At 69.3% G+C, this 26260-nt stretch carries 24 protein-coding genes; 20 read left to right on the top strand and 4 right to left on the bottom strand.

Going from position 1 to position 26260, the window contains the following annotated elements; translation table 11 throughout:
• The first annotated feature begins 120 nt into the window (after positions 1 to 120).
• From pyrR to pyrF, 7 genes are read left to right on the top strand one after another with little or no spacing between them, the layout of a single operon-like run.
• A complete protein-coding gene (gene pyrR / locus HBE64_RS13145; RefSeq protein WP_243841650.1) occupies positions 121 to 663 on the top strand; it encodes a bifunctional pyr operon transcriptional regulator/uracil phosphoribosyltransferase PyrR in 543 nt (180 codons plus the stop codon).
• Positions 660 to 1613, top strand: a complete 954-nt coding sequence (locus HBE64_RS13140) for an aspartate carbamoyltransferase catalytic subunit (protein ID WP_167102655.1) — start codon at positions 660 to 662, stop codon at positions 1611 to 1613. Before pyrR ends, HBE64_RS13140 begins: the two co-directional genes overlap by 4 nt.
• Positions 1610 to 2917, top strand: coding sequence for a dihydroorotase (locus HBE64_RS13135; protein ID WP_167102652.1), 1308 nt, complete (start codon positions 1610 to 1612; stop codon positions 2915 to 2917). The genes HBE64_RS13140 and HBE64_RS13135 overlap by 4 nt, the downstream gene beginning before the upstream one ends.
• The gene (locus tag HBE64_RS13130; protein ID WP_167102649.1) at positions 2914 to 3441 is read left to right on the top strand and encodes a transporter; all 528 of its coding nucleotides are present in this window, start codon (positions 2914 to 2916) and stop codon (positions 3439 to 3441) included. The genes HBE64_RS13135 and HBE64_RS13130 overlap by 4 nt, the downstream gene beginning before the upstream one ends.
• The gene (carA, locus tag HBE64_RS13125) at positions 3438 to 4562 is read left to right on the top strand and encodes a glutamine-hydrolyzing carbamoyl-phosphate synthase small subunit (protein WP_243841312.1); all 1125 of its coding nucleotides are present in this window, start codon (positions 3438 to 3440) and stop codon (positions 4560 to 4562) included. Before HBE64_RS13130 ends, carA begins: the two co-directional genes overlap by 4 nt.
• Positions 4563 to 7904, top strand: coding sequence for a carbamoyl-phosphate synthase large subunit (gene carB, locus HBE64_RS13120; RefSeq protein ID WP_167102644.1), 3342 nt, complete (start codon positions 4563 to 4565; stop codon positions 7902 to 7904).
• On the top strand, positions 7897 to 8760 hold the full coding sequence (gene pyrF, locus HBE64_RS13115; protein ID WP_167102641.1) for an orotidine-5'-phosphate decarboxylase: 864 nt from the start codon (positions 7897 to 7899) through the stop codon (positions 8758 to 8760). Before carB ends, pyrF begins: the two co-directional genes overlap by 8 nt.
• A gap of 18 nt (positions 8761 to 8778) precedes the next feature.
• On the opposite strand, the gene ctaD is transcribed toward pyrF, so the two are convergent.
• The gene (gene ctaD, locus HBE64_RS13110) at positions 8779 to 10506 is read right to left on the bottom strand and encodes a cytochrome c oxidase subunit I (protein ID WP_167109154.1); all 1728 of its coding nucleotides are present in this window, start codon (positions 10504 to 10506) and stop codon (positions 8779 to 8781) included.
• Positions 10507 to 10986: 480 nt separating this feature from the next.
• Between ctaD and mihF the strand changes: the two genes are divergently transcribed.
• The 5 genes from mihF (at position 10987) to metK (ending at position 14894) form a co-directional block, all read left to right on the top strand.
• Positions 10987 to 11310, top strand: a complete 324-nt coding sequence (gene mihF / locus HBE64_RS13105) for an integration host factor, actinobacterial type (protein ID WP_036338016.1) — start codon at positions 10987 to 10989, stop codon at positions 11308 to 11310.
• A gap of 2 nt (positions 11311 to 11312) precedes the next feature.
• Positions 11313 to 11903 (top strand): guanylate kinase, encoded by a 591-nt coding sequence (gene gmk / locus HBE64_RS13100; protein WP_167102639.1) that lies wholly within the window; start codon positions 11313 to 11315, stop codon positions 11901 to 11903.
• 96 nt (positions 11904 to 11999) lie between these two features.
• The gene (rpoZ, locus tag HBE64_RS13095) at positions 12000 to 12302 is read left to right on the top strand and encodes a DNA-directed RNA polymerase subunit omega (protein ID WP_059019942.1); all 303 of its coding nucleotides are present in this window, start codon (positions 12000 to 12002) and stop codon (positions 12300 to 12302) included.
• 23 nt (positions 12303 to 12325) lie between these two features.
• Positions 12326 to 13573 carry a bifunctional phosphopantothenoylcysteine decarboxylase/phosphopantothenate--cysteine ligase CoaBC gene (gene coaBC / locus HBE64_RS13090; RefSeq protein WP_167102636.1) on the top strand — a complete coding sequence of 416 codons (1248 nt, stop codon included), beginning with the start codon at positions 12326 to 12328 and terminating at the stop codon, positions 13571 to 13573.
• A gap of 118 nt (positions 13574 to 13691) precedes the next feature.
• On the top strand, positions 13692 to 14894 hold the full coding sequence (metK, locus tag HBE64_RS13085) for a methionine adenosyltransferase (RefSeq protein ID WP_167102634.1): 1203 nt from the start codon (positions 13692 to 13694) through the stop codon (positions 14892 to 14894).
• A 72-nt stretch (positions 14895 to 14966) separates the two neighbouring features.
• Here metK and HBE64_RS13080 read toward each other — a convergent pair whose 3' ends face one another.
• Together HBE64_RS13080 and HBE64_RS13075 are read right to left on the bottom strand one after the other, a co-directional pair.
• Positions 14967 to 15362 carry a hemophore-related protein gene (locus tag HBE64_RS13080; RefSeq protein ID WP_243841311.1) on the bottom strand — a complete coding sequence of 132 codons (396 nt, stop codon included), beginning with the start codon at positions 15360 to 15362 and terminating at the stop codon, positions 14967 to 14969.
• A 75-nt stretch (positions 15363 to 15437) separates the two neighbouring features.
• The gene (locus HBE64_RS13075) at positions 15438 to 16412 is read right to left on the bottom strand and encodes an alpha/beta hydrolase (RefSeq protein ID WP_167102631.1); all 975 of its coding nucleotides are present in this window, start codon (positions 16410 to 16412) and stop codon (positions 15438 to 15440) included.
• On the opposite strand from HBE64_RS13075, the gene HBE64_RS13070 reads away from it, so the two are divergent.
• The 8 genes from HBE64_RS13070 (at position 16411) to ribD (ending at position 25694) form a co-directional block, all read left to right on the top strand.
• Positions 16411 to 17112, top strand: a complete 702-nt coding sequence (locus tag HBE64_RS13070) for a lysoplasmalogenase (protein WP_208300684.1) — start codon at positions 16411 to 16413, stop codon at positions 17110 to 17112. The genes HBE64_RS13075 and HBE64_RS13070 overlap by 2 nt on opposite strands.
• A gap of 89 nt (positions 17113 to 17201) precedes the next feature.
• Positions 17202 to 19145, top strand: coding sequence for a primosomal protein N' (locus tag HBE64_RS13065; RefSeq protein WP_167109150.1), 1944 nt, complete (start codon positions 17202 to 17204; stop codon positions 19143 to 19145).
• Between the two features lie 29 nt (positions 19146 to 19174).
• Entirely contained in the window at positions 19175 to 20986 is a 1812-nt protein-coding gene (locus HBE64_RS13060) for a DUF2207 domain-containing protein (RefSeq protein WP_167102625.1), read from the top strand.
• A complete protein-coding gene (locus HBE64_RS13055; RefSeq protein ID WP_167102623.1) occupies positions 20980 to 21516 on the top strand; it encodes a LemA family protein in 537 nt (178 codons plus the stop codon). Before HBE64_RS13060 ends, HBE64_RS13055 begins: the two co-directional genes overlap by 7 nt.
• A gap of 27 nt (positions 21517 to 21543) precedes the next feature.
• Positions 21544 to 22473 (top strand): methionyl-tRNA formyltransferase, encoded by a 930-nt coding sequence (gene fmt, locus HBE64_RS13050; RefSeq protein ID WP_167102620.1) that lies wholly within the window; start codon positions 21544 to 21546, stop codon positions 22471 to 22473.
• Positions 22470 to 23969 carry an RsmB/NOP family class I SAM-dependent RNA methyltransferase gene (locus HBE64_RS13045; RefSeq protein WP_167102618.1) on the top strand — a complete coding sequence of 500 codons (1500 nt, stop codon included), beginning with the start codon at positions 22470 to 22472 and terminating at the stop codon, positions 23967 to 23969. The genes fmt and HBE64_RS13045 overlap by 4 nt, the downstream gene beginning before the upstream one ends.
• 22 nt (positions 23970 to 23991) lie before the next feature.
• A complete protein-coding gene (gene rpe / locus HBE64_RS13040) occupies positions 23992 to 24678 on the top strand; it encodes a ribulose-phosphate 3-epimerase (protein WP_371743983.1) in 687 nt (228 codons plus the stop codon).
• Entirely contained in the window at positions 24675 to 25694 is a 1020-nt protein-coding gene (ribD, locus tag HBE64_RS13035; protein ID WP_243841310.1) for a bifunctional diaminohydroxyphosphoribosylaminopyrimidine deaminase/5-amino-6-(5-phosphoribosylamino)uracil reductase RibD, read from the top strand. Before rpe ends, ribD begins: the two co-directional genes overlap by 4 nt.
• A gap of 13 nt (positions 25695 to 25707) precedes the next feature.
• Here the strand turns inward: ribD and HBE64_RS13030 are convergent, their stop codons facing one another.
• Positions 25708 to 26259: a type 1 glutamine amidotransferase domain-containing protein gene (locus HBE64_RS13030; RefSeq protein WP_167102615.1), complete on the bottom strand. Its 552-nt coding sequence runs from the start codon at positions 26257 to 26259 to the stop codon at positions 25708 to 25710.
• Between the last annotated feature and the right edge of the window lies 1 nt (position 26260).

The following is a 26260-nucleotide window of genomic DNA, read 5'->3' as shown; positions in this document are numbered from 1 at the left end:
CGCGGCCATCGCGCCGAATGGGTGCTAAGCTGCCGGACAGTTCGACATCCTTTAACGATCCGTCCAGAGAGGCGGAGAAGGAGGTCTGGTCAGCTCGTGGGCTCCACCGACCGGGAATTGATGTCCGCCGCGGACGTCGGCCGTACCGTCTCTCGCATCGCCCATCAAATCATCGAAAAGACCGCGCTCGACGGTCCTGACGCGCCACGCATCGTGCTGCTCGGCATCCCGACCAGGGGTGTCACCCTCGCCAACCGGCTGGCCGCCAAGATTCACGAATTCTCCGGCGTCACCGTCGCTTGCGGCGGCCTGGACATCACGCTGTACCGCGACGACCTGGACTTCAGGCCGCCCCGCGCACTGGAAGAGACCTCCATTCCCGCCGGCGGCATCGACAACGCGCTGGTGATCCTCGTCGACGACGTGCTCTACACCGGGCGCTCGGTCCGCTCGGCGCTCGACGCCCTGCGCGACATCGGCAGGCCCACCGCCGTGCAACTGGCGGTCCTGGTCGACCGCGGTCACCGCGAGCTGCCGCTGCGGGCCGACTACGTCGGCAAGAACGTCCCCACCTCACGCAGCGAGAACGTCAAGGTGCGCCTGACCGAGGACGACGACATCGAAGGCATCTGGATCGCACCGCACGGAGGGCCGGCTAGATGAGTGTCAGGCACCTGCTGTCGGCGGCCGACCTGAGCCGCGACGAGGCCACCGCGATCCTCGACAATGCCGACCGGTTCAAGCAGGCGCTGCTGGGCCGCGAGGTCAAGAAGCTGCCCACCCTGCGCGGGCGCACCATCATCACGATGTTCTACGAGAACTCCACCCGCACCCGGGTGTCGTTCGAGGTGGCCGGCAAGTGGATGAGCGCCGACGTGATCAACGTCAGCGCGTCCGGCTCATCGGTGTCGAAGGGCGAGTCGCTGCGCGACACCGCGCTGACCCTGCGCGCCGCAGGGGCTGACGCGCTGATCATCCGCCATCCCGCCTCCGGTGCCGCCCAGCAGCTGGCGGAGTGGACGCTGGAGCCCGACGGCACCGGACCCAGCGTCATCAATGCCGGTGACGGCACCCACGAACACCCGACGCAGGCGCTGCTGGATGCGCTGACCCTGCGCCAGCGCCTCGGCGACATCGAAGGCCGCCGCGTGGTCATCGTCGGCGACATCCTGCACAGCCGGGTGGCCCGCTCCAATGTGACTCTGCTGCACACCCTGGGTGCCGAGGTGGTGCTGGTGTCGCCGCCGACGCTGCTGCCGGTCGGTGTCTCGCAGTGGCCGGTGACGGTGTCGCACGACCTGGATGCCGAACTGCCCGCCGCCGACGCGGTGATGATGCTGCGGGTGCAGGCCGAGCGGATGAACGGCGGGTTCTTCCCGTCCGAGCGGGAGTACTCGATCCGCTACGGGCTGTCCGACCGCCGTCAGGCGATGCTGTCCGATCATGCGGTGGTGCTGCACCCGGGGCCGATGCTGCGCGGTATGGAGATCTCGTTCTCGGTGGCCGACTCATCGCAATCGGCGGTGCTGCAACAGGTTTCCAACGGTGTGCACGTGCGGATGGCGGTGCTGTTCCATCTACTGGTCGGCACGGACGAGGCGGTGACGGTATGACGCAGACCCAGCCAGTGCTGATCAGGGGCGTGCTGCTCTACGGCGAAGGCGAGCCGGTCGACGTGCTCGTGGCCGACGGCCAGATCGCCGAGATCGGCGCCAAACTCGTCGCCCCCGACGACGCCGACGTGATCGACGCCAGCGGTCAGGTGCTGCTGCCGGGCTTCGTCGACCTGCACACCCACCTGCGCGAGCCGGGCCGCGAATACGCCGAGGACATCGAAACCGGTTCGGCGGCAGCGGCTCTGGGTGGCTACACCGCGGTGTTCGCGATGGCCAACACCGATCCGGTGGCCGACAGCCCGGTGGTGACCGACCACGTCTGGCGGCGCGGTCAGCAGGTCGGCCTTGTCGACGTCCACCCCGTGGGTGCCGTCACGGTCGGCCTGAAAGGCAAACAGCTCACCGAGATGGGGCTGATGGCCGCCGGGGTGGCACAGGTCAAGCTGTTCTCCGACGACGGTGTCTGCGTGGACGACCCGTTGGTGATGCGCCGCGCGCTGGAGTACGCCACCGGACTCGGGGTGTTGATCGCCCAGCACGCCGAGGAGCCGCGACTGACCGTCGGTGCCGTCGCGCACGAGGGCCCCAACGCCGCCCGGCTGGGCCTGGCGGGCTGGCCGCGGGCCGCCGAGGAGTCGATCGTGGCCCGGGATGCGATTCTGGCCCGCGACGCAGGAGCCCGGGTGCACATCTGCCACGCCTCGACGGCAGGCACCGTCGAGATCGTCAAATGGGCTAAGCAGCAGGGTATTTCGATCACCGCAGAGGTCACACCACACCACCTGATGCTCGACGACAGCCGGCTGGCGACCTACGACGGCGTCAACCGGGTCAACCCGCCACTGCGCGAGGCCTCCGATGCGGTGGCGTTGCGCCAGGCGCTGGCCGACGGCGTCATCGACTGTGTGGCCACCGACCACGCGCCGCACGCCGAGCACGAGAAGTGCTGCGAGTTCTCTGTCGCACGGCCGGGCATGCTGGGCCTGCAGACCGCGCTGTCGGTCGTGGTGGACACGATGGTGCGCACCGGGCTGCTGGACTGGCGCGGCGTCGCGCGGGTGATGAGTGAGAACCCGGCCCGCATCGTCGGTCTCGACGACCAGGGCCGGCCGCTGGAAGTGGGCGAACCCGCGAACCTCGTCGTCGTCGAACCGAACGCCGAGTGGGTGGTCGACGGCGCCGAGCTGGCCAGCCGGTCGGCCAATACGCCCTATGCGGCAATGACATTGCCGGCGAAAGTCACCGCGACACTGCTGCGGGGCTCGGTGACCGCGAGGGACGGGAAGAGCCCGGCGCAATGAATACCGGCACGGCGGTGGCGACGTTCGTCTTCGCATTCTTCATCGTCGTGATCATCGGAGCCGTGATCCGCCGGATGCTCAGCGGCTGGAAGCATCGCTCGCAGCGGCAGGCCGAACTGGTCGGCGAGTTCCCGCCGATGCCCGATCTGCTCGGCTCGGCCACCGTCGCACCCACCCGCGGCCTCTATGTCGGCAGCACGCTGGCACCCAATTGGCTGGAACGCATCACCGTCGGCGACGTCGGGTTCCGGTCCAAGGCGGTGCTGACCCGCTATCCCGAAGGCATCCTGCTCGAGCGATCCGGGGCCACCCCGATCTGGATGCCGCAGGACGCGATCACCTCGATTCGCACCGAACGGGCGATGGCCGGGAAGGTCATCCCGGGCGGCGGCCGGGGCAAACCCGATGCGCAGGCGGCGATTCTGACGATCCGCTGGCGGCTGCCGTCGGGCACCGAAATCGACACCGGCTTCCGCGGCGACGACCGCGGCGACTACGCGAGATGGACAGGAGAAGCAGCGTGACGGGTAAAGCCCATCTTGTGCTGGAGGACGGGCGGGTCTACACCGGAACCGAGTTCGGTGCGGCCGGCGAGACTCTCGGCGAGGCGGTGTTCTCCACCGGCATGTCCGGCTACCAGGAGACCCTGACCGATCCGAGCTATCACCGCCAGATCGTGGTGGCCACCGCCCCGCAGATCGGCAACACGGGCTGGAACCACGAGGACGCCGAGAGCCGCGGCGACAAGATCTGGGTGGCCGGCTACGCCGTGCGCGACCCCTCGCCGCGGGCGTCGAACTGGCGGGCCACCGGCACCCTCGAGGACGAGCTCAAGCGTCAGCGCATCGTCGGGATCGCCGGGATCGACACCCGCGCGGTGGTGCGCCACCTGCGCACCCGTGGGTCGATGAAGGCCGGGGTCTTCTCCGGGCCCGCACTGGCCGACGCCGACGAGCTGCTGCGCCGCGTCCGCAGCCAGCCCGCGATGCTCGGCGCCGACCTGGCCGGCGAAGTCAGCACAGATGAGACCTACATCGTGGAACCCGAAGGGGCGCAGCGCTTCACCGTCGTCGCGCTGGATCTGGGCATCAAGACCAACACGCCGCGCAACTTCGCGCTGCGCGGTATCCGGACCCATGTGCTGCCGTCGTCGGCCACCTTCGAACAGATCGCCGACCTCAAGCCCGACGGGGTTTTCCTGTCCAACGGACCCGGCGACCCGGCCACCGCCGACCACGTCGTCGGTGTCACCCGTGAGGTGCTCGGGTCCGGAACACCGCTGTTCGGAATCTGTTTCGGCAACCAGATCCTGGGCCGCGCCCTGGGCCGGTCCACCTACAAGATGGCGTTCGGCCACCGCGGCATCAACGTGCCGGTCATCGACCACACCACCGGCGCGGTGGCGATCACCGCACAGAACCACGGGTTCGCCCTCGAAGGCGAGGCGGGCGAACAGTTCGACACCGACTTCGGGCCCGCGATCGTCAGCCACACCTGTGCCAACGACGGTGTGGTAGAAGGCATCAAACTGCTTGACGGGCGCGCCTTCTCGGTGCAGTACCACCCGGAGGCCGCAGCCGGGCCGCACGACGCCAACTACCTGTTCGACCAGTTCGTCGACCTGATGGAAGACAGGAAGCACTAGATGCCACGCCGTACCGACCTCAACCACGTCCTGGTCATCGGCTCCGGGCCGATCGTCATCGGCCAGGCCTGTGAGTTCGACTACTCGGGCACCCAGGCCTGCCGGGTGTTGCGCGCCGAGGGGCTGACCGTGAGCCTGGTCAACTCCAATCCGGCGACGATCATGACCGACCCGGAATACGCCGACTTCACCTACGTCGAACCGATCACCCCGGCGTTCGTCGAGAAGGTCTTCGCCCAGCAGGCCGAGCGTGGCAACCCGATCGACGCCGTGCTCGCCACCCTCGGCGGACAGACTGCGCTGAACACCGCGGTCGCGCTGCACGAGAACGGCGCCCTGGAGCGCTACGGCGTAGAACTCATCGGCGCGGACTTCGAAGCCATCCAGCGCGGTGAGGACCGGCAGAAGTTCAAGGATATCGTCGCCAAGGTCGGCGGCGAATCCGCCCGCAGCCGAGTCTGTTTCACTATGGCCGAAGTGCGCGACACGGTCGCCGAGTTGGGCCTGCCGGTGGTGGTGCGTCCCTCGTTCACCATGGGCGGCCTCGGGTCCGGCATGGCGCATTCGCTCGAAGACGTCGAGCGGATGGCCGGCGACGGGCTCGCCGCGTCGCCGAGTGCCAACGTGCTCATCGAGGAATCCATCTTCGGGTGGAAGGAGTACGAACTCGAGCTGATGCGCGACGGCCGCGACAACGTGGTGGTGGTCTGCTCGATCGAGAACGTCGACCCGATGGGTGTGCACACCGGCGACTCGGTGACCGTCGCCCCGGCGATGACGCTGACCGACCGCGAGTACCAGACGATGCGGGATCTGGGTATCGCGATCCTGCGCGAGGTCGGCGTCGACACCGGCGGCTGCAACATCCAGTTCGCCGTCGACCCCAAGGACGGCCGGCTGATCGTCATCGAGATGAACCCGCGGGTGTCGCGCTCGAGTGCGTTGGCCTCCAAGGCCACCGGCTTCCCGATCGCCAAGATCGCCGCCAAGCTCGCGATCGGCTACACCCTCGACGAGATCGTCAACGACATCACCAAGGAGACCCCGGCCTGCTTCGAGCCCACGCTGGACTACGTGGTGGTCAAGGCGCCGCGGTTCGCCTTCGAGAAGTTCCCCGGAGCCGACCCGACGCTGACCACCACGATGAAGTCGGTGGGCGAGGCGATGTCGCTGGGCCGCAACTTCGTCGAGGCCCTCGGCAAGGTGATGCGCTCGTTGGAGACCACCAAGGCGGGGTTCTGGACCGGACCCGACGACGACGGCTGGGTCTCCGACGTCCTGGAGCGGCTGCGTACGCCCACCGAGGGACGGCTCTACGACATCGAGCTGGCGCTGCGGCTGGGCGCGAGCGTCGAGGAGGTCGCGGCGGCCTCGGGTGTGGACCCGTGGTTCGTCGAGCAGATCGCCGGTCTGGTGACGCTGCGTCGTGAGCTGATCGACGCCCCCGTGCTCGACGAGGAACTGCTGCGCCGTGCCAAGTACAACGGCCTGTCCGATCGCCAGATCTCCTCGCTGCGGCCCGAATTGGCCGGCGAGACCGGGGTTCGGTCACTGCGTCTGCGGCTGGGCATCCACCCGGTGTTCAAGACGGTGGACACCTGCGCCGCCGAGTTCGAGGCCAAGACGCCCTACCACTACTCCAGCTACGAACTCGATCCCGCGGCCGAAACCGAGGTGGCCCCGCAGACCGAGAAGCCCAAGGTGCTGATCCTGGGGTCCGGGCCCAACCGCATCGGCCAGGGCATCGAATTCGACTACAGCTGTGTGCATGCCGCGACCACACTGACCCAGGCCGGCTTCGAGACGGTGATGGTCAACTGCAACCCGGAGACGGTGTCGACCGACTACGACACCGCCGACCGGCTGTACTTCGAGCCGCTGACATTCGAGGACGTGCTGGAGGTCTACCACGCCGAATCGCAGTCCGGGCAGGGCGGTCCCGGCGTGGTCGGGGTGATCGTGCAACTCGGCGGGCAGACCCCGCTGGGGCTGGCCAAACGCCTCGCCGACGCCGGTGTGCCGATCGTCGGGACCCGGCCCGAGGCCATCGACCTGGCCGAGGACCGCGGCCGGTTCGGCCAGGTGCTCACCAATGCCGGGCTGCCCGCACCGAAGTTCGGCACCGCCACCAGCTTCGAGCAGGCCCGCGACATCGCCGCCAGGATCGGCTATCCCGTCCTGGTCCGGCCGTCCTACGTCCTGGGCGGGCGGGGGATGGAGATCGTCTACGACGAGCAGACCCTGCACGGCTACATCACCCGCGCCACCCAGCTCTCCCCGGAGCATCCGGTGCTCGTCGACCGCTTCCTCGAAGACGCCATCGAAATCGACGTCGACGCGCTGTGCGACGGCACCGAGGTATATATCGGCGGGGTGATGGAGCACATCGAGGAGGCCGGTATCCACTCCGGTGACTCCGCGTGTGCGCTGCCGCCGGTCACGCTGGGGCGCAGCGACATCGAGGCGGTGCGGCGTGCCACCGAGGCCATCGCGCATGGCGTCGGGGTGGTCGGTCTGCTCAATGTGCAGTACGCCCTCAAGGACGACGTGCTCTACGTGCTGGAGGCCAACCCGCGGGCCAGCCGCACCGTGCCGTTCGTGTCCAAGGCCACCGCGGTGCCGCTGGCCAAGGCATGCGCCCGAGTCATGTTGGGAGCCAGCATCTCCCAGCTGCGCGAGGAGGGTGTGCTGGTGCGCACCGGTGACGGGGCCAGCCCCGACCCCAACGCCCCGATCGCGGTCAAGGAGGCGGTGCTGCCGTTCCACCGGTTCCGCAAGGCCGACGGCTCGGGTATCGACTCGCTGCTGGGACCCGAGATGAAGTCGACCGGCGAGGTGATGGGCATCGACCACGACTTCGGCAGCGCGTTCGCCAAGAGCCAGACCGCCGCGTACGGTTCGCTGCCGGCCGACGGCACGGTGTTCGTGTCGGTGGCCAACCGGGACAAACGCTCGCTGGTGTTCCCGGTCAAGCGTCTGGCCGATCTGGGCTTTCGGGTGCTGGCCACCGAGGGCACCGCGGAGATGTTGCGGCGCAACGGTATTCCATGTGACGTGGTGCGCAAGCACTTCGAGGAGCCCGGGGACGGCCGGCCCGCCATGTCGGCCATCGACGCGATCCTGGCCGGCGAGGTGAACATGGTGATCAACACCCCGTACGGCAACTCGGGGCCACGTATCGACGGCTACGAGATCCGCTCGGCGGCGGTGTCGATGAACATCCCGTGCATCACCACCGTGCAGGGCGCCTCGGCGGCCGTGCAGGGCATCGAGGCCGGCATCCGCGGCGACATCGGCGTGCGCTCGCTGCAGGAACTGCACGCCACCTTCGGCCATGGCTGAGGCTGTGCCGACCCCCGAGTCGCTTCGCTCCTGCCCGCCGAGCTTTGGCTCCAGGCTCGCGGCGGCGATCGCCGCACGCGGGCCGCTGTGCGTCGGGATCGACCCACACCCCGAGCTGCTGCAGGCCTGGGAGCTGCCGGTCTCCGCCGACGGCCTGGCCCGGTTCTGTGACATCTGCGTGCAGGCCTTCGCAGGTTTCGCCGTCGTCAAACCGCAGGTGGCGTTCTTCGAGGCTTACGGCTCAGCGGGTTTCGCGGTCCTGGAGCGGACGACCGCGGCGCTGCAGGAGTCGGGCGTGCTGGTGCTCGCCGACGCCAAGCGCGGCGACATCGGATCGACGATGGCCGCCTACGCCCAGGCCTGGGCAGGGGACGGGCCGCTGGCAGCCGACGCCGTCACCGCCTCGCCGTACCTCGGATTCGGTTCGCTGCAACCGCTTCTGGACACCGCTGCCGTCCACGGCCGCGGAGTCTTCGTACTGGCCGCCACCTCGAACCCCGAGGGCGCGAGCGTGCAACGCGCCCGGGTAGGGGAGCGCACCGTCGCGCAGTCGATCGTCGACAACGCCGCGGCGGTCAACCGGGCGTCGCTGCCGCAACCGGGTTCGGTGGGCGTCGTCATCGGCGCCACCCTCGACCAGGTACCCGATGTCAGCGATCTCGGCGGACCGGTCCTGGTCCCCGGAGTCGGGGCACAGGGCGGCCGTCCGGAGTCCCTCGGCGGCCTCGGCGGCGCCCGGCCGGGGCAGCTGCTTCCCGCGGTGTCACGCGAAATCCTGCGCGCCGGACCTGATTTCGCGGCAGTCCGGCGCGCAGGCGAGAAGATGCGTGACGCGCTCGCCTACCTGGCGGGGTAGGCGAGCGACACCTCCGGCCTAGGCCTTCTCGGCAACTTTCTCGGCGTCGTGGTGGTGCTCGCGTCCGACGTGAGCCTCACGGCGCATCCGCTCCACCATGTGCGGGTAGTGCAGCTCGAACGCCGGGCGCTCCGAGCGGATGTTCGGCAGCTCGGTGAAGTTGTGCCGCGGCGGCGGGCACGACGTCGCCCATTCCAGTGAGTTGCCGTGGCCCCACGGGTCGTCGACGGTGACGACCTCGCCGTAGCGCCAGCTGCGGAAGACGTTCCAGGCGAACGGCAGGATCGAGATGCCGAGGATGAACGAGCCGACGGTCGACACGATGTTGAGAGTGGTGAATCCGTCCGTGGGCAGGTAGTCGGCGTAGCGCCGCGGCATGCCCATGTTGCCCAGCCAGTGCTGCACCAGGAACGTGAGGTTGAATCCGATCGCGGTGAGCCAGAAGTGCAGCTTGCCCAGCCGCTCGTCGAGCAGGCGACCGGTCATCTTCGGGAACCAGAAGTAGATGCCGGCGTAGGTCGCGAAGACGATCACGCCGAACAGCACGTAGTGGAAGTGGGCCACCACGAAGTAGGTGTCACTGACGTGGAAGTCCAGCGGCGGGCTGGCCAGCAGCACACCGGAGAGACCACCGAGCAGGAAGATCACCAGGAAGCCCACCGAGAACAACATCGGTGTCTCGAACGTCAGCCGGCCTCTCCACATGGTGCCGATCCAGTTGAAGAACTTGATGCCGGTCGGCACCGCGATCAGGAACGTCATGAACGAGAAGAACGGCAGCAGAACGGCTCCCGTCACGTACATGTGGTGCGCCCACACCGCGACCGACAGGGCCGCGATGCTGATGGTCGCGTAGATCAGCGTGGTGTAGCCGAAGATCGGCTTGCGGGAGAACACCGGGAAAATCTCCGAGACGATGCCGAAGAACGGCAGCGCCAGCACGTAGACCTCCGGGTGGCCGAAGTACCAGAACAGGTGCTGGAACAACGTGACGCCGCCGTTGGCCGGGTCGTAGATGTGCGCGCCGAGACGCCGGTCGGCGGCCAGACCGAAGGCAGCTGCGGTCAGCAGCGGGAAGATCAGCAGCACCAGGATGGACGTGACGAAGATGTTCCAGGTGAAGATCGGCATCCGGAACATGGTCATGCCGGGGCAGCGCATGCAGACGATCGTGGTGATCATGTTGACCGCACCGAGAATGGTGCCCAGGCCGCCGACGGCGACACCCAGGATCCACAGATCCGCACCCGCACCGGGGCTGTGCACCGCATCGGAGAGCGGGACGTAGACCGTCCAGCCGAAGTCGGCCGCACCGCCGGGGGTGATGAAGCCGCCGAGCGCGATGAGGGCGCCGAAGACGAAGAGCCAGAACGACAATGCGTTGAGCCGCGGGAAGGCGACGTCGGGGGCGCCGATCTGCAGCGGCAGCACCAGGTTGGCGAACCCGAACACGATCGGGGTGGCGTAGAACAGCAGCATCGCCGTGCCGTGCATGGTGAACAGCTGGTTGTACTGCTCATTGGACAGGAACTGCAGTCCCGGCAGTGCCAATTCGGCGCGGATGAACAACGCCATCAGACCGGCGACCGCGAAGAAGATGAAACAGGCGACCACGTACATGATCCCGATCAGCTTGTGATCGGTGGTCGTGATGACCTTGTAGATCAGATTGCCTTTGGGACCGCCCCCGTGGGGGAAGGGTCGTTTTGCCGGCAAAAGGGCAGCCTGGGGCGCCTCAGAAACCACGATGTCTCCCAACATCTAGTTTTCCTACAGCACCTTGAGGAGCACTCTAGACCGTCGGCGGCCGGTCCACCTCCGATACCCCCGCTGTTTCGCGAGTGTCGACCGACACACCTCCCGGCACCGCGGGCGTTCGGCGACACGCCCGACACGCCGTCTGCGTGCGGAAAGGCTGAAAATTGGCCACGAACCGGGCTCAGTGACGTGCCGCCGATTCGCCCGCATTCCTACTGGCCAGTAAAACCCCAGATGAAACCGGGTTTTCCGGCGCCGCCGTCGCCTGCGATGGTGTTCGGGAACACGGCGGAAGCTTTGCCCCGTACCGATTCGGACCCGACCTTGTTGGGTCATATCCTGCGGGTTTGCATCCCAAAGCAGGGGGTGGGGTTAGATTTCGTCAGACAGCGTGGGTACGGTCGTCGTCGCTGGCTGAAGAACCCGGCCCAGGCATAACAAATGATGGTGATGAGACGGAGGAACCCCGTGGCCCTTCCCCAGTTGACCGACGAGCAGCGCGCAGCGGCGTTGGAAAAGGCTGCAGCCGCACGTCGAGCACGAGCTGAGCTCAAGGATCGGCTCAAGCGTGGCGGCACCAACCTCAAGCAGGTGCTCAAGGACGCTGAGACCGACGAGGTCCTCGGCAAGATGAAGGTTTCGGCTCTGCTGGAAGCCCTGCCCAAGGTGGGCAAGGTCAAGGCGCAGGAAATCATGACCGAACTCGAGATCGCCCCGACGCGTCGTCTGCGCGGACTCGGCGATCGGCAGCGCAAGGCGCTGCTGGAAAAGTTCGACTTCACTGCCGACTAAGAGTGAACACCGGCGGAGGGCCGGACAGCGGCCGCGGCCGAGTTGTGGTGCTGTCCGGGCCTTCTGCGGTAGGTAAGTCGACTGTCGTCCGCCGCCTGCGTGAGCAGGTGCCCGACCTGCATTTCAGTGTGTCGGCCACCACCAGGGCCCCGCGCCCCGGTGAGGTGGACGGCGTCGACTACCACTTCGTCACCCCCGGGGAGTTCCAGCAGCTGATCGATCGCGGTGAGCTGCTGGAATGGGCGGACATCCACGGCGGACTACACCGGTCCGGCACGTTGGCGGCGCCCGTTGCCCGTGCTGCCGAGGCCGGACATCCGGTGCTGATCGAGGTCGACCTCGCCGGTGCGGCCGCCGTCAAGCAGGCGATGCCCGACGCGGTGACGGTGTTTCTGGCCCCGCCGAGCTGGGAGGCTCTCGAGCAGCGCCTGGTCGGGCGCGGCACCGAGACCGCCGGAGTCAGAGCCCGCCGGTTGGACACCGCCCGCTCCGAGCTGGCCGCCCAGGACACCTTCGACGTGGTGGTGGTGAACAGCCAATTGGAGTCGGCATGCGCCGAATTGGTATCCTTGCTGGTGGGCAACGCGCCGTGACGGCGTGCGAGGCCGCTACGGACCGAACAACAGCCCGCCAGACCCAGCTTTGAGACTCGATCTGGAACCGATCTACACCCCAGGAAGAAGCTTTACGTGACACAAGCCAGCACGGATCACTACGACCCGGCCCCGGGTGCCGCTACGGCCTATGACACGCCGCTGGGCATCACCAATCCGCCCATCGACGAGCTGCTGGACCGCGTGTCGAGCAAGTACGCGCTGGTGATCTATGCGGCCAAGCGGGCGCGCCAGATCAACGATTACTACAACCAGCTCGGCGACGGCATCCTCGAGTACGTCGGACCGCTCGTCGAGCCTGGCCTGCAGGAGAAGCCGCTGTCGATCGCGCTTCGCGAGATCCACGCCGACCTGCTCGAACACACCGAAGGCGAGTAGTCGCACCGGGCCGGGCTTCTGAGATGAACCCGAAGCGGATCATCGTCGGCGTCGCCGGTGGCATCGCCGCATACAAGGCGTGCTCGGTCGTTCGACAGCTCAGTGAAGCCGGCCACGACGTCCGCGTCGTCCCCACCGAGTCGGCACTGCGCTTCGTCGGTGCCGCGACCTTCGAGGCTTTGTCGGGCCACCCCGTGCGCACCGGCGTCTTCGAAGACGTCGACGAGGTTCCCCACGTCCGGCTCGGCCAGCAAGCCGACCTGGTCGTGGTCGCCCCCGCCACCGCCGACCTGCTGGCCCGCGCCGTCGCCGGCCGCGCCGACGACCTGCTGACCGCGACGTTGCTCACCGCCCGCTGCCCGGTGTTGTTCGCCCCGGCCATGCACACCGAGATGTGGCAGCATCCGGCCACCCGCCAGAACGTGGCGACCCTGCGCGAGCGCGGCGCAGTGGTCCTGGAACCGGCGTCCGGGCGGCTCACCGGCTCCGATAGCGGCGCGGGGCGGCTGCCCGAGCCCGAGGAGATCACCACCTTCGCCGAGCTGCTGCTGGCCCGTCATGACGCGCTGCCGCACGACCTGGCCGGTATCAAGGTGCTGGTCACCGCGGGCGGTACCCGCGAGGCGATCGACCCGGTCCGCTTCATCGGCAACCGCAGTTCCGGGAAGCAGGGCTACGCGGTGGCCAGGGTGGCCGCCCAGCGCGGCGCCGATGTCACGCTCATCGCGGGCAACACCGCCGGTCTGGCCGACCCGGCCGGCGTCCACGTCCTGCACATCACGTCGGCCGCTCAGCTGCACGAAGCGGTGACCAAACACGCACCGGATGCCAACGTGCTCGTCATGGCCGCCGCGGTGGCCGACTTCCGGCCGGTCACGGTCGCCGCCAACAAGATCAAGAAGCAGAACGGCGTGCAGGAGGGCCCGACCATTGAGTTGGTCCGCACCGACGACGTCTTGGCCGGCTCGGTTCGGCTGCGCGCCGACGGGCAGCTGCCCAACATGCGTGCCATCCTCGGGTTCGCCGCCGAGACCGGCGACGCCAACGGGGACGTGCTCTTTCACGCCCGGGCCAAACTGACCCGCAAGGCCTGCGATCTGCTCGTCGTGAACGCGGTCGGCGAGGGCCGGGCGTTCGAGGTGGACAGCAATGACGGCTGGCTGCTGGGAGCCGACGGCACCGAGGTGGCACTGGAACACGGTTCGAAGACGCTCATGGCGAGTCGTATCGTGGATGCGATCGTCTCGTTCTTGCGTGGCAGTGAAGCGTAGGCGGTCGGGGGATCACGCTCGATTTGCGCAGAAACCTTGCGCGGGACGCGACGTCCAGGTTGGGTCTTCAGGGGCCAACGATATGATTTGCCCACCTAAGTATTGAAGGGATGTGACCGTGAGCGATAAGGGTCGGCTGTTCACCAGTGAGTCGGTGACCGAAGGACACCCCGACAAGATCTGTGACGCGATCAGCGACTCGGTGCTCGATGCGCTCCTGGCGCAGGACCCGAGCTCGCGCGTCGCGGTGGAGACCCTGGTCACCACTGGTCAGGTGCACGTCGTCGGCGAGGTGACGACCTCCGCGTACGCCGACATCCCCAAGATCGTGCGGGACCGCATCCTGGACATCGGCTACGACTCGTCCACCAAGGGCTTCGACGGCGCCTCCTGCGGCGTCAACGTCGCGATCGGCGCCCAGTCGCCCGATATCGCCCAGGGCGTCGACACCGCCCACGAGGCGCGCGTCGAGGGCGCCGCCGACCCGCTGGACTCCCAGGGTGCCGGCGACCAGGGCCTGATGTTCGGCTACGCCATTCGCGACACCCCGGAGCTGATGCCGCTCCCGATCGCGCTTGCCCACCGGCTGGCCCGGCGGCTGACCGAGGTCCGCAAGCAGGGCGTGCTGCCCTACCTACGGCCTGACGGCAAGACCCAGGTCACCATCCAGTACGAAGGCACCACCCCGCTGCGGCTGGACACCGTCGTGCTGTCCACCCAGCACGCCGACGGCATCGACCTCGACGGCGAGCTCGCCCCCGACATCCGGGCGAAGGTGGTCAAGACCGTGCTCGACGAGCTTGCTCACGAGAGCCTGGACACCTCGGATTTCCGACTGCTGGTCAACCCGACCGGCAAGTTCGTGCTCGGCGGCCCGATGGGCGACGCCGGCCTGACCGGCCGCAAGATCATCGTCGACACCTACGGCGGGTGGGCCCGTCACGGCGGTGGCGCGTTCTCCGGCAAGGATCCGTCCAAGGTGGACCGGTCCGCGGCGTACGCGATGCGCTGGGTGGCCAAAAACGTCGTCGCGGCCGGCCTGGCCGAGCGGGTAGAGGTCCAGGTGGCCTACGCCATCGGTAAGGCCGCGCCCGTCGGTCTGTTCGTGGAGACATTCGGCTCCGAGACCGTCGACCCGGCCCGCATCGAGAAGGCCATCACGGCCGTATTCGACCTGCGCCCCGGCGCGATCATCCGCGATCTGGACCTCAAGCGCCCGATCTACGCCCAGACCGCCGCGTACGGCCACTTCGGCCGCACCGACGTCGACCTGCCGTGGGAGCGCCTGGACAAGGTCGAGGACCTCAAGAACTCCGTCTAACCTGCGCAACGCTCAAGCCCCGCGACCCGATGGGTCGCGGGGCTTGAACGTGTGCGGGTGAAGTTCGGCGGGCTAGCCGACGAACGCGTCGAACGCCCACTGGAACTGCGGCGGAACCACCTGCACGCCGCACTGGTCCTGCAGCGTTCCGAGCGGCGCCAGGATCGCCTTGAAGTCGGCGTACTCCTGCGGGTTGGCGGCGGCATAGTTGCGCAGCGTCTGCTCGGCCTGCGGACGCGGCTGCAGGGCAGCGCTCATCAGGACCTTCTGGCCGTCGGGATGGCTGTTCATGTAGCTCTGGGCCTGACCCTGCACCGTGGCGACGGTGTTGTCGACGCCCGCCTTGCTGCAGTCGGGTGCCGCGAACGCCGCGGGTGCGGCGACGACGGCAAGGGCCATACCCCCGACAAGCGCGCTGAGACCGATGCCGACCATGCGCCGGGTCGCGGCTCCTTCAGCAAATTTCATGGGGATGAGTCCTCCGTGTTGTGGCATGTGTTGCCATTGTGGCCTGTCCCGGACTGCCGCGACAAGATTGGCTGGTCAGCGGTGTAGAGCTGCCCGCAGAGCCGTCAGGCCACGCTGCGTCGCCTCGGTCGCCGCCGGGACCACGCCTGCGTAGCCAAGATAGCCATGCACCAGTGTGTCGGCATTGTGCAGCTCAACTGTTACACCGGCCGCCGCCAGCAGCTCGGCGTAGCGGGCTCCGTCATCACGCAGCGGATCGTGACCGGCGACGGCGACGTAGGCGGGCGCCACCGCCGACAGGTCGTCGGCGCGACCGGGGGCCAGCGTTGCGGGCGGGTCGCTGAGGTCGAGGTGACCGGCGTACCAGCGGGTGAACGCGGCGATCGCGGCGTTGTCGAGTACCGGCGCGTCGGCGTTCTCGGCGAACGACGGCAGCGAGGTGTCCCACATCGTCGAGGGATACCAGAGCAGCTGGAACGCCAGCTGCGGTCCGCCGCTGTCGCGGGCGAGTTGGGCGACGACCGCCGAGAGTGTGCCGCCGGCGGAATCGCCGGCCACTGCCAGCCGCGAGGCGTCGGCGCCGAACCGGCCGGCGTTGTCGGCCACCCAGCGGGTCGCCGCCCAGACGTCCTCGACGGCGGCGGGGTAGGGATGCTCGGGTGCGAGCCGGTAGTCCACCGACACCACGAGAGTCTGGGCGGCCACCGCATGATCCCGCGCGGTGCCGTCGTGGGTGTCGAGGTCGCCGACAGCGAACCCGCCGCCGTGGAAGTACATCGTCACCGGAGGGCAGGAGCGGAGCGACCCGGGAATGGACCCCGGAGGCTGCTCGATGCCGTCGGGCCAGTAGACCCGGATCGGGATCGGGCCGCCCGGGCCGTCGATGTGGTGGTCCTCGACGCGCAGACCCGGATGGACCGGTCGGCGCGGCAGCTCGCGCAGTCGCTGGCGGGCCTCCTCGACTCCGCCGTCGACGGTCAACTGGAACGGCACGGCTTCCAGTACCTTCTGCAGGATGGCGTCCACCGGCGGTCTGTCCAAGCTTGGCATGAGCTCACCGTACGCACGGCCGCTGACGAGATGGTGGGCGGCGGCTGCGGCCACGGCCGTCGGCTACGGGATCTTCCTGGTGCTCACCGCGGTGGCTCTGCCGGCGAACGCCGAGCTGACCGGGCGCTTCCCGGGACAGCCCGCCGTCAAGGCGCTGATGGCCGTGCTCCTTGCGGTGGCCGCCCGGTGGCATCCGATCGTGCGGGAGCGGCGCTGGCTGGTCGCTGCGCTGCTGTTCTCCGCAGGCGGCGACTTCTTCCTGGCGATGCCGTGGTGGAAGCCGTCGTTCGTCCTGGGCCTCGGCTCGTTTCTGGTGGCCCACCTCTGCTACCTGGGTGCCCTGCTGCCGCTGCGCGGGCGCAGCGCGCCCCGACTGGTTGCCGCGGCGGTGATGGTGGTCCTGTGCGCGGGCCTGCTGATCTGGTTCTGGCCCACGCTGACCGCCGAGGGCCTGACGATCCCGGTGACGGTCTACATCGGGGTGCTCGGGGCGATGGTGTGCGCGGCGCTGCTGGCGCAACTGCCCACGCCGTGGACGGCTGCGGGTGCGGTGTGCTTCGCGATCTCCGACGGCCTGATCGGCATCGGCAAGTTCGTCCTGGCGTCCAACGCGCTGGAGGTGCCGATCTGGTGGGTGTACGCGACGTCCCAGGTGTTGATCACGGCCGGATTCTTCTTCGGCCGCGCCCCGCGCGACTGAGGTGCGTTGTCGGCGTGCATCGGTAGTCTTCGACGGTGCCGAACATCCGGCAGGCCGCTGAACACGAACCCATCGCGCGCGTACTGCCGATGCTGTCGGTGCCACACCTGGACCGCGAGTTCGACTACCTGGTCTCGGCCGAACAATCCGACGACGCCCAGCCCGGTGTCCGGGTGCGGGTCCGATTCCACGGCCGGCTGGTCGACGCCTTCGTTCTCGAGCGGCGCTCCGACACCGACCATGTTGGCCAACTCGGCTGGCTGGACCGGGTGATCTCGGCGCAGCCGGTGCTCACCCCTGAGGTGCGCCGCCTCGTCGACGCGGTCGCCGCCCGCTACGCGGGCACCCGCCCCGATGTTCTGCGGCTGGCGATCCCGCCACGGCACGCCAGGGCGGAGAAGGACGACGCCGCCACACCGTTGCTACCGGTGACCGATCCGGTCGACCCGGCGGGGTGGGCGCGTTACGGCCGCGGGGAGCAGTTCCTGACGGCGCTGCGCGAGGGCAGAGCGGCCCGGGCGGTCTGGCAGGCGCTGCCGGGGGAGCAGTGGTGCGACCGCATAGCCGAAGCCGCCGCGGCAGCGGTCAGCGGCGGCTACGGCGTGCTGGCCATCGTGCCCGACCAGCGCGACATCGACGCGGTGTGGCGGGCGGCGACCGCCCGGATCGACGAGACCGCCGTGGTGGCGCTGTCGGCCGGGCTCGGACCGTCGGCGCGCTACCGGCGGTGGCTGTCGGTGCTGCGCGGCCACGCCCGACTCGTCATCGGGACCCGCAGCGCAGTGTTCGCACCGGTGGAACGGCTCGGCCTGGTCATCGTCTGGGATGACGGTGACGACACGCTGGCCGAACCACGAGCCCCCTACCCGCACGCCCGCGAGGTCGCCATGTTGCGCGCCCACCAGCTGCGCTGCGCCGCGGTGATCGGCGGCTACGCCCGCACTGCCGAGGCGCAGGCTCTGGTGCGCAGCGGCTGGGCGCACGATCTGGTGGCGGCCCGCCCGGTGGTCCGGGCCTGTTCGCCGCGGGTGGTCGCGCTGGAGGACGGCGGCTACGCCGAGGAACGCGATGCTGCGGCCCGCACCGCACGGCTGCCGTCGGTGGCGTTGCGCGCCGCCAGGGCGGCCCTCGAGCGCGGCGCGCCCGTGCTGATCCAGGTGCCCCGCCGCGGCTACATCCCCTCAGTGGCCTGCGCGCGCTGCCGAACGATCGCCCGCTGCCGGCACTGCACGGGGCCGCTGTCGCTGTCGGGCGCGTCCTCGGGGGCGGTCTGCCGCTGGTGCGGCCGCATCGACCCGGCGCTGCGCTGCCGCCGCTGCGGCTCGGACGCGATCCGCGCAGTGGTGGTCGGCGCGCGGCGCACCGCCGAGGAGATGGGCCGGGCCTTCCCGGGCACGACGGTGGTGACGTCGGCGGGCGATACCGTGCACAGCGAGATCGGACCCGGGCCCGCGCTCGTCGTCGCCACCCCGGGCGCCGAACCACACGCCCCCGACGGCTACGGCGCGGCCCTGCTGCTGGACAGCTGGGCAATGCTGGGCCGCCAGGACCTGCGCGCCGCCGAGGACACCCTGCGGCGCTGGATGGCGGCGTCGGCCCTGGTGCAGTCCCGCGCCGACGGGGGCGTGGTCGCCGTCGTCGCGGAGTCGACCATCCCGACCGTGCAGGCCCTGGTCAAATGGGATCCGGTCGGGCACGCCGAAGCCGAATTGGACTCCCGCGCCGAGGTGGGGCTGCCGCCCAGCGTGCACATGGCCGTGGTCGACGGTGGTTCCGAGGCGGTCCGTGCGCTGCTCGAGCACGCCGAACTGCCGGAGGACGCGGACCTGCTGGGCCCCGTGGACCTGCCACCGGGGGTGCGCCGCCCACCGGCCACCGCCGCCGAGGAACCGGTGATCCGGATGCTGGTGCGGGTGCGCCGGGACGAGGGTCTGGCACTGGCGGCGTCCCTGCGCCAGGCCACCGCGATCCACAGTGCCCGCCACGATCACGAGGCGGTTCGGGTACAGATCGACCCGTTGCACATAGGGTAAGCCGGGGCCCAACACACTTCGGAGGTGTCATGAAGGGATTCGGCCGTGCCATCGCGTGGTCGATCTCGTTGCTGCTCATTGCGATTGGGCTGCTGTGGCCGGTGCTCTTCAGCTTCACGCCGAGCGGTGGAGCCGCCTACGACCCGGTCGTGATCACCAACTATCGCGCCGACTTCGTCGTCGACGGCGCCGGCCGGATGGATGCGACCGAGATCATCACCGGCAAATTCCCGGGTGGCCGGCACGGCATCTTCCGCTACTGGGACATCGCCAACCAGAACGATCCGCATGTCCGCCAGGTGCCGCAGGTCACCGAGATCCTGATGGACGACCGGCCGATCCCGTACCAGATGCTGTGGGAAAGCGGCGAACGGTTCCGCGTCGCCAAGATCGGCGACCCGGACCAGGTGCTCGACTACGGGACGCACGTCTTCCGCATCCGCTACACCATCGACGGTGTACTGGATCCCGGCACCACCGGGGCCAACCGGACATTCGCATCGACCACGGGAAGCCAGTCCGCGCCGTCGGCCTTCTTCTGGAACGTCATCGCGCCGGCGTGGAACAACCAGATCGACCGCGCCGACATCACCGTCACCCTGCCCGGCGGTGTGCCCGGCGCGCAGTGCTCGGTGGGCACCGGCGTCGGCCGGGCCTGCGACGGGCTGACCGTCGACGGCGACACGGTCCGCTTCTCGGCCACGGGGCTGGCGCCGCGCACACCGGTGACGGTGCGCGCCGCCGTCGACGTGCCGACCCCGGCGCGCACCGAACTGCCGTGGTCATACCGCTGGGATCGGGTGCTCGGAAGGTCGCTGCCGACCACCCTGTGGCTGCTGGGCCTGACCCTGACCGCGGGCCTCGGCGGCTACCTGTGGTGGCGGACCACCGTCGAACCGTCGCCGGGATTCCCGCTGCAGTACGCCCCGCCCAAGGGCCTCGGTCCGGTGCAGTGCGAGTACATCCGAACCGAGAAGGTGCCCACGGACGGGTTAACCGCCACGATGTTCTACCTCGCAGACCGCGGACTGGTCTCGCTCAACCAGGCCGGCAAGAAGAATTGGACCATTCGTGCCACCGGCGAGCCCGGCGCGTGGGTCGACGTCGACGCGGTCAGTGTGGCGGTCGGCTCGCTGCTGGGCCTGAACAGACCTGGGGCGGAGTTCGACGCCGACGGCACGGTCTCCTCTGGCCGGAAGCTGACCACCGCCAAGGAGCTGATGGCCGAGACGGTCAAGAAGTGGGCACTCGACGAGGGCCTGATCGTCAAACGCCGCGTCGAGCTGTGGTTGCGGTTCGCCAACCTGGTCGCCCTTGTGCTTGCCGTCTGCGGCTTCTTCCGGATCCTCTTCCCGATCACGTTGTGGGGCCTGCCATTCGCGGTGTTCTTCCTGCTGTCGGCGGGCGCCTGGCGCAGCGGTGTGGGCAGCAGGCGCTCACCGGCCGGCCGCCAACTGTGGTCCGAGGTCGGCGGTTTCTATCGCATGCTGTCCACCGACTCGGCGGAGTCGCGGTTCGACTTCGCCGCCCGCAAGGATCTCTACACCGCCTACATTCCGTTCGCCGTAGCCGGTGGCGTGGCCGCGCTGTGGGCGCGCAAGTACCAGGCCGCCACCAACCAGCCGCCGCCGGATCCGCAGTGGTACCACTCCTCGTCGGGCACCAGCTGGCATTCCGCGGGCGGCGGTGGTGCTAGTTTCGACAGCTTCGAGTCGGCATTGTCGTCGTCCATCAGTGCCTACAGCGCCTCACAGTCATCGTCGTCGAGCAGCAGCGGCGGCGGCGGGTTCAGCGGCGGTGGCGGTGGTGGCGGCGGCGGAGGAGGAGGCGGTTCATGGTGACCTTCGTGCTCGTACTGGTGCTGCTGATCGCGGTACTGGTACTCGGCGGATTCGTGGTGGGCTACAACAAGGTTCGCGCCGCCGACGTCCGCGTCGACGAGGCGCTCGGCGGCATCGACGTGCAGCTGACCCGACGCGCGTCGCTGATCCCCAGCCTGGTCAGCACCGTGCAGACCTTCGCCGCCCACGAGAAGGCGATCCTCGATCACGTCGCCGACGCCCAAGCCGCCCTGGCGGCGGCGACCGCCGGTAAGTCGGTGGCGCAGCGCGGTGCGGCGGAGCAGCAGTTCGACACCGCCGTCGGGCAGGTGCTGGCACTGGGTCAGACCTACCCACAGCTGAACTCGTCGAACAACTTTCTGAACCTGCAGCAGAACCTCGCCGACACCGAGGACAAGCTGGCCTTCGCCCGCCAGTACTACAACGACGCCGTGGCAACGGTGAACCGGCTGACCACGACCATCCCGTGGATGTTCGTGGCCGGAATGGCCGGGGTAAAGCAACGTGAGTTCTATCAGGTGCCACGATGACCGCCTGCGGAAGCCCGAAGTAGGCTCATGCGAATCGTTTTCGCCGGTACCCCCGAACCGGCACTGCCGTCGTTGCAGCGGTTCATCGACTCGCCGCGGCACGAGGTGGTCGCGGTGCTGACCCGCCCGGACGCCGCCGCGGGCCGACGCGGCAAAACCGCGCCGTCGCCGGTGGCCCAACTGGCCCTCGACGCCGGGATTCCGGTGTTGCGGCCGCCGCGGCCGAACACCCCGGAGTTCGTCACCGAACTGACCGATCTGGGGCCGGACTGCTGTGCGGTGGTGGCCTATGGAGCGCTGCTCGGCGAGGCGCTGCTGGCAGTACCGGCGCGGGGCTGGATCAATCTGCACTTCTCACTGCTACCCGCCTGGCGGGGTGCCGCGCCCGTCCAGGCAGCCATCGCCGCGGGTGACACCGTCACGGGCGCAACGACTTTCCTCATCGAACCCAGCCTGGATTCCGGTCCGGTCTACGGCGTGGTGACCGAGACGATCCGGCCGTCCGACACCGCAGGGGCGCTGTTGGGCAGGCTGGCGATCTCGGGTGCGGGCCTGCTCGAGACCACCCTGGACGGCATCGAGGACGGCGCACTGAGCCCGGTGCCGCAGCCCGCGGATGGGATCAGCCTTGCCCCGAAGATCACCGTCGAGCAGGCCCGCATCCGCTGGGAGCTGCCCGCTCACGTCATCGAACGCCAGATCCGTGCGGTGACGCCCGGCCCCGGTGCCTGGACGATGGTCGGCGACATCCGCGTCAAGGTCGGGCCGGTGAGCGTCGAAGAGAACGTAGAGTCGCTGCCGCCCGGTCAGATTCGAGCCGAACGTTCGACGGTCCTGGTGGGAACCGGCTCGCACCCGGTGGTACTCGGGCTGGTGCAGCCACCTGGCAAGAAACCGATGAACGCCGCGGACTGGGCCCGCGGCGCCCGGCTGAACGAAACGGTGCGTGCCTCGTGACCGAACGCTCGCCGCGCGGCGGCAACGACCGCGACCGCGGAAAAGGACAGAGCGGCAGACCTTTTCAGGGGCGTGGCCGCGACGGTAAGACCGGTGGGCCGCCGCGGCGCGATGCCGGCCAGCAGCGGCCGCCTCGCCGCCCGCAGCGCGCCCCGCTCGATCCCGCCCGGCAGGTCGCGTTCGACGTCCTGCGCGCGGTCTCCGAGCGCGACGCCTACGCCAATCTGGCCCTGCCCGCCATGCTGGCCGAGCGCGGTATGAGCGGCCGCGACGCGGCCTTCGCCACCGAGCTCGCCTATGGCACATCTCGCATGCGGGGCCTGCTCGACGCGGTGATCGCGGCGGCGGCCGGTCGCCCGACCGATCAGATCGACCCGGTGCTGCTGGACTTGTTGCGCCTCGGCGGCTACCAGCTCCTGCGTACCAATGTGGCGCCGCACGCCGCAGTCTCGACGACGGTCGAGCAGGCCGGGATCGAATTCGACAGTGTGCGAGCCGGTTTCGTCAACGGCGTGTTGCGCGCGATCTCCGCTCGCGACGAAGCAGCCTGGATGGCCGAACTGGCGCCGGCGCAGGACAGCGATCCCGTCGGGCACCTGGCGTTCGTGCACGCCCACCCGCGCTGGATCGCCCAGGCGTTCACCGACGCGCTCGGCGCGGACGCCGCCGAACTCGACGCGGCGCTGGCCGCCGACGATGCCCGGCCCGCCGTGCACCTGGCCGCCCGGCCCGGCGCGCTGACCGCCACCGAACTCGCGCAGGAGGCCGGCGCGACGGTCGGGCGCTACTCGCCGTATGCGGTCTACCTTTCCGGTGGCGATCCCGGCCAGCTGGCCGCGGTGCGCGACTCGAAGGCGCTGGTGCAAGACGAGGGCAGCCAGTTGGTGGCCCGCGCGCTGACGCTGGCGCCGCTGCTCGGCGAGGACGGCGGCCGGTGGCTTGATCTGTGTTCGGGGCCGGGCGGTAAGACTGCTCTGATCGCTGCGATCGCCGCCCAACAGGGTGGCACCGTGACCGCGATCGAACCCGCGCCGCGGCGGGCCGATCTCGTCGAGCAGAACACCCGCGGCCTGCCGGTCGAGGTGCTGCGGGTCGACGGCCGCGAGTCCGGGTTGGAGCCGAACAGCTTTGACCGCGTCCTGGTCGACGCGCCGTGTACCGGGCTGGGCGCGCTACGCAGGCGCCCGGAGGCCCGCTGGCGCCGCACTCCGGCCGATGTCCCGGCGTTGGCCAAACTGCAGCGCGAACTGCTGGCCGCCGCGATCGCGCTGACCCGGCCAGGCGGGGTGGTGCTCTACGCCACCTGTTCACCGCACCTGGCCGAGACCGTCGGCGTGGTGTCCGACGCGCTGCGCCGCCAGCCGGTCACCGCGCTGGACACCCGGCCGTTGTTCGCCCCGGTGGACGAGCTGGGCCCCGGACCGTACGTGCAGTTGTGGCCGCATCGGCACGGCACCGACGCCATGTTCGCCGCCGCCCTGCAAAAACACCTCTGAACCAGCCTTTAGGCTGACAGCCATGGCGACACCGTCCCGACCATTGATCGCACCGTCGATCCTGTCCGCCGATTTCGCCCGTCTCGCCGAGGAGGCCGCGGCCGTCGAGGGTGCGGACTGGCTGCACGTGGACGTGATGGACGCGCACTTCGTGCCCAACCTCACCCTCGGGCTGCCGGTGGTGGAAAGCCTGCTGGCGGCCACCGACATTCCGATGGACTGCCATCTGATGATCGAGAACCCGGAGCGCTGGGCGCCGCCCTACGCCGAGGCCGGCGCCTACAACGTGACGTTCCACGCCGAGGCGACCGACAATCCGGTGTCGGTGGCCCGCGACATCCGCGCCGCCGGCGCCAAGGCCGGCCTGGCGGTCAAACCCGGCACGCCGCTGGAGCCCTACCTGGAGATCCTGCGCGACTTCGACACCCTGCTGGTGATGTCGGTCGAGCCGGGCTTCGGCGGGCAGAGCTTCATCCCCGAGGTGCTGGCGAAAGTCGCGACGGCGCGCCGGCTCGTCGACGCGGGGGAGTTGACGATCCTGGTGGAGATCGACGGCGGCATCAACGCCGACACCATCGAGATGGCCGCCGAGGCCGGAGTGGACTGCTTCGTGGCGGGCTCGGCGGTCTACGGGGCGCAGGACCCGGCCGCGGCGGTGGAAGCCCTGCGCCGCAGGGCCGGTGCCGCCTCACCGCATCTGACCCTATGATCGCCGCGACACCGGCGATGATCGAGGCCGCGATGCGGCTGGCCCTCGAGCGGGCACAGCGGGTCAAAGGCACCACATATCCCAATCCCCCTGTGGGAGCGGTCATCCTGAGCCAGGACGGCGATATCGTCGGGGTCGGCGGCACGGAGCCCGCTGGCGGGCCGCACGCCGAGGTGATCGCCTTGCGGGCGGCGGGGCAACTGGCCAGGGGCGGCACCGCCGTAGTGACCCTCGAGCCCTGCAACCACCACGGCCGCACCCCGCCCTGCGTCGACGCGTTGATCGCGGCGGGCGTGGCGGCGGTGGTCTATGCGGTCGCCGACCCCAACCCGGTGGCCTCGGGTGGCGCCCAGCGGTTGCGCGCGGCCGGTGTCACGGTCACCAGCGGGGTGTGCGCCGACGAGGTGACGATCGGCCCGCTGCGCGAGTGGCTGCACAAGCAGCGCACCGGGCGGCCGCATGTCACGTGGAAGTTCGCCACGAGCGTCGACGGCCGCAGCGCCGCCGCCGACGGGTCGTCGCAGTGGATCACCAGTGACGCCGCCCGCGCCGATGTGCACCGGCGGCGGGCGGCGGCCGACGCGATCGTGGTCGGCACCGGTACGGTGCTCGTCGACAACCCGACGCTGACCGCACGGCTGCCCGGCGGCGGCCTCGCCGAACGTCAGCCGCTGCGGGTGGTGGTGGGCAAGCGTGAGATATCCACGGAATCCAATGTACTCAACGATGATTCGCGCACCATGGTGATCCGTACCCATGACCCGCACGAGGTGATTCGCGCGCTGACCGACCGTACCGATGTACTCCTCGAGGGTGGCCCGACGCTGGCGGGAGCCTTCCTGCGGGCGGGGGTGATCGACCGGATCCTGGCCTACGTCGCGCCCATTCTGCTCGGTGGTCCGATCACCGCCGTCGACGACGTGGGCGTGCTCAGCATCGCCCGGGCGCTGCGGTGGCGGTACGACGGTGTCGACCGGATCGGGCCGGACCTGTTGCTCAGCCTGGTTCCCGGCTAGGAGACTGCTCCGGTCAGGAGAAGGCTTCGACCAGCTTCGCGCAGAAGGCCGGCAGGTCATCGGGCTTGCGGCTGGACACCAGCGTGTTGGGCCCTTGTGTGCACACCACGACCTGCTCGTCGACCCACTGGGCGCCGGCGTTGCGCAGATCGGTCTGCAGGCTGGGCCACGATGTGATCTGGCGGCCCTCGACGACGTTGGCTTCGACCAGGGTCCAGGGGCCGTGGCAGATCACCGCCACCGGCTTGCCGGCGTCGAAGAAACTCCTGACGAAGCCGACCGCGTCGGCGTTGGTGCGCAGATAGTCCGGGTTGGCCAGCCCGCCGGGCAGCACCAGGGCGTCGTAGTCGCTGGCCGACACGCTCTCGGCAGCCTTCTCCGCGTCGAACGTGTCGGCGGGGGTGAGATGGTTGAACGCCTGGATCTTGCCCAGCTCGGTGGAGACCAGTTCCGCCTCGCCTCCGGCCTGCTGCACGGCCTCCCACGGTGCTGTGAGTTCCACCTGCTCGGTGCCCTCGGGGGCGACCAGGAACGCGATCTTCTTCTCAGTTAGTTCGTTGCTCATG

The sequence above is a fragment of the Mycobacterium sp. DL592 genome, from assembly GCF_011694515.1.
GTDB lineage: Bacteria > Actinomycetota > Actinomycetes > Mycobacteriales > Mycobacteriaceae > Mycobacterium.
Note: the sequence above shows the minus strand (reverse complement) of the source record. Positions and strands in the feature narration are given on the sequence as shown.

Bases quoted from the DNA above. Each gene is read 5' to 3' on its own strand.
- HBE64_RS13070 (WP_208300684.1), top strand. From the start codon at position 16,411: ATGAGCTCACCGTACGCACGGCCGCTGACGAGATGGTGGGCGGCGGCT.
- carB (WP_167102644.1), top strand. From the start codon at position 4,563: ATGCCACGCCGTACCGACCTCAACCACGTCCTGGTCATCGGCTCCGGG.
- ribD (WP_243841310.1), top strand. From the start codon at position 24,675: ATGATCGCCGCGACACCGGCGATGATCGAGGCCGCGATGCGGCTGGCC.
- HBE64_RS13135 (WP_167102652.1), top strand. From the start codon at position 1,610: ATGACGCAGACCCAGCCAGTGCTGATCAGGGGCGTGCTGCTCTACGGC.
- HBE64_RS13030 (WP_167102615.1), bottom strand. From the start codon at position 26,259: ATGAGCAACGAACTAACTGAGAAGAAGATCGCGTTCCTGGTCGCCCCC.
- HBE64_RS13055 (WP_167102623.1), top strand. From the start codon at position 20,980: ATGGTGACCTTCGTGCTCGTACTGGTGCTGCTGATCGCGGTACTGGTA.
- pyrF (WP_167102641.1), top strand. From the start codon at position 7,897: ATGGCTGAGGCTGTGCCGACCCCCGAGTCGCTTCGCTCCTGCCCGCCG.
- rpe (WP_371743983.1), top strand. From the start codon at position 23,992: ATGGCGACACCGTCCCGACCATTGATCGCACCGTCGATCCTGTCCGCC.
- HBE64_RS13140 (WP_167102655.1), top strand. From the start codon at position 660: ATGAGTGTCAGGCACCTGCTGTCGGCGGCCGACCTGAGCCGCGACGAG.
- HBE64_RS13075 (WP_167102631.1), bottom strand. From the start codon at position 16,412: ATGCCAAGCTTGGACAGACCGCCGGTGGACGCCATCCTGCAGAAGGTA.
- HBE64_RS13065 (WP_167109150.1), top strand. From the start codon at position 17,202: ATGCTGTCGGTGCCACACCTGGACCGCGAGTTCGACTACCTGGTCTCG.
- HBE64_RS13080 (WP_243841311.1), bottom strand. From the start codon at position 15,362: ATGAAATTTGCTGAAGGAGCCGCGACCCGGCGCATGGTCGGCATCGGT.
- pyrR (WP_243841650.1), top strand. From the start codon at position 121: ATGTCCGCCGCGGACGTCGGCCGTACCGTCTCTCGCATCGCCCATCAA.
- coaBC (WP_167102636.1), top strand. From the start codon at position 12,326: ATGAACCCGAAGCGGATCATCGTCGGCGTCGCCGGTGGCATCGCCGCA.
- HBE64_RS13060 (WP_167102625.1), top strand. From the start codon at position 19,175: ATGAAGGGATTCGGCCGTGCCATCGCGTGGTCGATCTCGTTGCTGCTC.
- fmt (WP_167102620.1), top strand. From the start codon at position 21,544: ATGCGAATCGTTTTCGCCGGTACCCCCGAACCGGCACTGCCGTCGTTG.
- HBE64_RS13130 (WP_167102649.1), top strand. From the start codon at position 2,914: ATGAATACCGGCACGGCGGTGGCGACGTTCGTCTTCGCATTCTTCATC.